This is a genomic window from Burkholderia sp. Ac-20353 (assembly GCF_017104785.1).
Taxonomy (GTDB): domain Bacteria; phylum Pseudomonadota; class Gammaproteobacteria; order Burkholderiales; family Burkholderiaceae; genus Burkholderia.
The window spans coordinates 1-2568 of sequence record NZ_JAAGPL010000419.1; the positions used below are offsets into that span (position 1 = coordinate 1).

A 2568-nucleotide genomic window follows, 5' to 3' on the forward strand; every position below is an offset into this window, starting at 1 on the left:
GCCCGGCGTGCGCAGCCGCGCGTGCTCGGCGCACGCGAGCAGCGTGCCGACCGGCACGACCGGCAGCCCGCGCCCGAACGCGAGGCCTTGCACGATGCCGGTTGCGGTGCGCAGGCCCGTGAACGAGCCGGGGCCCGCGCCGAACGCGATCGCGTCGCAGTCGGCAAGCGTCAGCCCGGATTCGGCGAAGAGTTCCTGGACGGCCGGCAGCACGCGCGTGCTCGACACGGCGCCCGTCAGTTCGTGGCGGACCCAGCTTTGCAGGGAGGAAGCGGCGGATTCGGCGGTGGCCGAGCGCAGCAGCGCGACCGAGCAGTATTCGGTCGACGTATCGATGGCGAGGAGCACTGTTTGCGTCATGGCCGACATTGTAATGCGGCGCCCCGCTCCCACGGGCGATTGCCGCGGATCACACCGCACGCCGGGTGTCCGCGGCGGTTTGGAAGGATCGCTCGACCCCGCGCGCCTGTCCGCTTGTTAAGATCGCCCGACTCGAAACCCTTACCGGAGACACCCGATGAGCGAAATCACCGCCCGATTCGACCAAGCCCAGATCGACGTCAAGCAACTGACCGAGCGCCCCGGCAACCTGACCCTGTTGCGCCTCTACGCGCTCTTCAAGCAAGCGACCGACGGCGATGCGCATGGCGACAAGCCGGGCTTCACCGACATCGTCGGCAAGTACAAGTACGACGCGTGGGACGCGCTGAAGGGCACGTCGCAGGATGCGGCGAAGCAGCAGTACGTCGAGCTCGTCGAATCGCTGAAGAACGGCACCGCGTCCTGATCGCGACGCATAGTGAAATCGGCAGTGGCGCAGCGCAGCAAAAATCATTATAATGCCGGCTGCGTCACTTCCGCGCTCGGCCCGTTGGCCGATCCGGCCTGACGTCTCGTAGCGTTAAGCTCCAATCCGGTTTAGAACCTGTCCCCTTCCTGCTTCGGCTCTCGCGGCCGTCAATTATCAGGCTGGCGGCAACGCTGTCATAGCACGCCGCACCCAAAACAGCTTCTAGCCTCATCCGCCTCGTGACTGGCGGATTGCACCCGTTTTCCGATTTGCTCGTTGAATCCGACAACTTGGGTATGCGCGATTGGCGCCGACGTTTCACCCACTGTGTTTCAAGGATTGTTATGACTTCGAGCATTTCCACCAGCCCCCTCAACGCGACCGCCGACAAGGCGCTCGGTCTCGACGAAGCCGCGCAGGCCGCTGCCGCGCCGGCCGCCGACGAGCCGACCTTCGCGTCGCTCGGGCTGTCGCCGGAGATCGTCTCCGCGCTGGAGGCCGCCGGCTACGTGAAGCCGACGCCGGTCCAGCAGCGCGCGATCCCGGCCGGCATCGCCGGCCGCGACCTGCTGGTGTCGAGCCCGACCGGCTCGGGCAAGACCGCCGCATTCATGCTGCCCGCGATCGAGCGTTTCGCGCAGCTCCAGAAGGCGCAGGCACAGCAGCCGCGCGCTCCGCGCGAGCCGAACGGCGGTGATCGCCGCGGCCGCCGCCCGCAGCCGGTCGCGCGCCCGGGCCTCCTCGTGCTGACCCCGACCCGTGAACTCGCGATGCAGGTGACGACCGCCGCATCGACCTACGGCAAGCATCTGAAGCGCCTGCGCACCGTCAGCATCCTCGGCGGCGTCGCATACGGCCAGCAGCTGATGCTGCTCGCGAAGAACCCGGAGATCCTCGTCGCGACCCCCGGCCGCCTGCTCGACCACCTCGAGCGCGGCCGCATCGACCTGTCCGAACTGAAGATGCTCGTGCTCGACGAAGCCGACCGCATGCTCGACATGGGCTTCATCGAGGACATCGAAACGATCGTCGACGCAACGCCCGAGTCGCGCCAGACGATGCTGTTCTCGGCCACGCTCGACGGCAAGATCGGTTCGCTGACGAGCCGCCTGCTGAAGGATCCGGAGCGCATCGAGATCCAGCAGCGCCTCGAATCGCGCACGAACATCGCGCAGACCGTGCACTACGTCGACGACCGCGATCACAAGGATCGCCTGCTCGATCACCTGCTGCGCGACGACGCGCTGGACCAGGCGATCATCTTCACGGCGACCAAGATCGATGCCGACCAGCTCGCCGGCCGCCTCGCGGACGCAGGCTTCGAATCGGCCGCGCTGCACGGCGACCTGCCGCAGGGCGCCCGTAACCGCACGATCCGTGCGCTGCGCGAGCGCCGCGTGCGCGTGCTCGTCGCGACCGACGTCGCGGCGCGCGGCATCGACATCCCGGGCATCACGCACGTGTTCAACTACGACCTGCCGAAGTTCGCCGAAGACTACGTGCACCGTATCGGCCGTACCGGCCGCGCGGGCCGCTCGGGCATCGCAGTCAGCCTCGTGCATCACGCCGAGCAAGGCGCGCTGAAGCGTATCGAGCGCTTCGTGCGCTCGCCGCTGCCGGTCAACGTGATCGAAGGCTTCGAGCCGCGCAAGGCGCCGCCGCGCAACGATCGCGGCACCGGCGGCCGCGGCCGTCCGGGTGGCGGTAACGGCGGTCGCCGTTTCGGCGGCAAGCCGGGCGGCGGTCACGGCAACGGCAGCGGCCGCAGCTATGGCGGC

At 68.2% G+C, this 2568-nt stretch carries 3 protein-coding genes; 2 read left to right on the forward strand and 1 reads right to left on the reverse strand.

What is annotated here, in order from left to right; genetic code table 11:
* On the reverse strand, positions 1–369 hold a 369-nt coding region (tsaB, locus tag G3N94_RS40840; RefSeq protein ID WP_205799838.1), incomplete at its 3' end, for a tRNA (adenosine(37)-N6)-threonylcarbamoyltransferase complex dimerization subunit type 1 TsaB.
* Positions 370–517: 148 nt separating this feature from the next.
* Between tsaB and G3N94_RS40845 the strand changes: the two genes are divergently transcribed.
* Positions 518–787, forward strand: a complete 270-nt coding sequence (locus tag G3N94_RS40845) for an acyl-CoA-binding protein (RefSeq protein ID WP_205799839.1) — start codon at positions 518–520, stop codon at positions 785–787.
* 347 nt (positions 788–1134) lie between these two features.
* A partial coding sequence (locus tag G3N94_RS40850; protein WP_205799840.1) for a DEAD/DEAH box helicase occupies positions 1135–2568 on the forward strand: 1434 nt, incomplete at its 3' end.

Coding starts and splice junctions, on each gene's coding strand:
- G3N94_RS40845 (WP_205799839.1), top strand. CDS start 518: ATGAGCGAAATCACCGCCCGATTCGACCAAGCCCAGATCGACGTCAAG.